The organism is Holospora undulata HU1 (assembly GCF_000388175.3).
In the GTDB taxonomy this organism is placed as follows: domain Bacteria; phylum Pseudomonadota; class Alphaproteobacteria; order Holosporales; family Holosporaceae; genus Holospora; species Holospora undulata_A.
In genome coordinates, this window is record NZ_ARPM03000189.1 from 1 (window position 1) to 2,536 (window position 2,536).

Genomic DNA, 2,536 nt, shown 5'->3' on the forward strand with positions numbered 1-2,536 from the left:
CCCTTCAAAAAAGTGAGGGGGAGTATATGGTTTCTGCCCCAGTTTCTGTCTTTGTACATAGCCTATCAATGCCGCTTTCATCAATATATACAATATTTGGATACGCTATATTTGATCGATTCTTGATGCCGACTTTGCTTTTATTTACTTTACTTTTCTTGGCTTGCTTCCACGTACGAAAAGTTTTTTTCAAGCTGTAGCCTAATCTTTTTAGCCAGCAACTGATTGCAAAAATATTTCCCCCAAATTCCTGAGCGGCTTTTTTTAATGGCATATCTTGGGGTTCTTTGACGTACGCTTCAAGTTTTTCTAAGTCAATCTTTTTTTCTGAGCCAAACACGCCTCTTAAGAAAATAACTGCCTTCTTGTCCAGGTTTTCTATACCACCTGTCTATCGCCGATACACTTATTTTAAATAAGGTGCGCTGCTTTAATATACCCGCCCTCCTCTCATCTAAATATTCTATTGCCCTTTGTCCTAAATCGTTGCTGTAGCTCTTTGTAATTTTCCTTTTATTTTAACAAAAAAATTACACCTAATTTAACTTAAATTACTATATACTTTGTGTTTACTATACAAAAACCTTCTTTTCTCTACAAAAAAACAAGGGAAGATTTTCCCTTGTCTAATTTACAATACTTTTTAGTTCATCAGATTTTTAGCTAGAAATACATCTTTTCCGACGATATATGCCAATAAAAATTACTATAAGTGTTCCAATTAAAGCACAAAAAGGAACTATGCTCAATGCATAAGCATAGCTAAGCTCTAAAGGGAGCTTGTACTTTTTTAGATCATCTACAAAAAATCCAATAATGGGATGAAAGAAGGCTCCTCCTAACATGTTTAACGTGTTTAAAAATGCAATGCCAGCACTAATTCTGTTTGCATGACACCAATCTTTTGCTGCAACAAAAATCAGAACCTGATAACAGCACCCTATTCCTAACCCAATAAACCATAAAGGAAGGCTCCACAACGGAACACTATAAAATAGCAAAGCAAAAAAAGCTCCACTCATACCAATACCGCAAGCGATAATTGCCAAATAATTTCCTAAATGTTTTGCTAAGAGCGTAACTATTGGGCTTCCAACCATCATCCCTTTAAAAATCCACGAAGCAACGCCAGCTGCTTCAGAATCAGACAATCCATAACTCTTAACTAAAAACGGTCCTGCCCAAACATCTGCAAATCCCTCTAGTACTCCTACCATCAAAAGATTTGCGATACCCAAAAAAATAAGCGCCGGATTCTTAAAAATATGAAGAAAATCTGTAGATTCTTCTGAGGAATGATTTCTTACAGAAGAAGGTAAACGTAAAGATATTAGAGCAATTCCTCCCCCAATTATCAGTATTCCCAGCGCTACAGATTGCCATTGGTAGTGATCTAACAAACTTCGTACAGGTTGTCCTCCATAAATTGCTCCCAACAGTCCAAAAGCAACAGCAACTCCCATGACTTGACCGTAGCGTTCTTTAGGAAACCATAAAGAAATTGCTTCTGCGGTACATAAAAACCCTGCAGCAGAACCACTTCCAATAAGAAACTGTGCAACCATAGCCAAATACAAAGAATTTGTGTAAGTAAGTATTCCAATCCCAAGCGCACACACAGATGCACAAAAACACAAAACTGTACGCATTTCCAAACGACCAAAAACAAAGGCAATGGGTAACTGCATTATTGCGTATCCGTAGTAATACATTGACGCCAAAACTCCAAATTCTGCAGAATTTACAGAAAATTGCTGCATCATGGTATCCATCATCAATCCAGGCCAGCGTCTTAGTATAAACTGATACCCAAAAAACGAAAGAGGAATACTAAGTCTTAAACAAGCCTTTATCCAACTAAAGCTTGTACCTGATTGTACCTTATCGAAAGCGTATCTCTGCTAAATAAATATTCGGACCAATATAACACAAAAAATTTAATTTTAGAAGGGGACTGCAGGACTAATTTGAAAGGCGCGCTGAACAAGAATAGTATCAACATGATTTTCCTTCTAAATAAGACTAGAGTTTAAAAAAACTAAAAAAATTCAATCTATCTAGGCAGTGTAGACAATGAAGCCAAATAACAATTGAAGCCAAGTGGACAGCGCCCAGAAAATTTAAGGACGTTTTATCATAGTTCTGAATAATAGCACGCTACTGTTTTGAGTGTTCAGTCCCAACACCATATATTGGATTGTGATCAAACTCTTTAAGAAAAATATCAAAGGGAGTTTGATATCTCAATGAGTTAAGTTTACGTCGATGATTAATAATATAAAACAAAAGTTATCAAATTCTTTTTAAGTTTTTCCAATTACTGATAATATATGTTTTTGTTGTATATTGTTTGATCATTCTGTTTGTACCCTCCACCTGTCCATTGGTCCAAGGATGTCTAAATTGTGTAAGCCTATGCTCAAGTTTATAAGCTTTACACGTTGCATCAAAAGGATGGGGGGGGGTGGGACAAAGATGCTCAGCTAGAAGCGCATAGGTAAATTGAGCACCATTATCAGTCCGGATCTTAGTAATT

At 36.4% G+C, this 2,536-nt stretch carries 2 protein-coding genes and 1 pseudogene; all 3 read right to left on the minus strand.

Going from position 1 to position 2,536, the window contains the following annotated elements:
- Positions 1-4: 4 nt before the first annotated feature.
- Complete coding sequence (locus K737_RS11250; RefSeq protein WP_006302334.1) at positions 5-340, minus strand: IS630 transposase-related protein; 336 nt, start codon at positions 338-340, stop codon at positions 5-7.
- 319 nt (positions 341-659) lie between these two features.
- Positions 660-1,775: an MFS transporter gene (locus K737_RS05795; RefSeq protein ID WP_081731193.1), complete on the minus strand. Its 1,116-nt coding sequence runs from the start codon at positions 1,773-1,775 to the stop codon at positions 660-662.
- Positions 1,776-2,292: 517 nt separating this feature from the next.
- Positions 2,293-2,536: pseudogene (locus K737_RS05800) on the minus strand (IS481 family transposase); the annotation flags it as partial.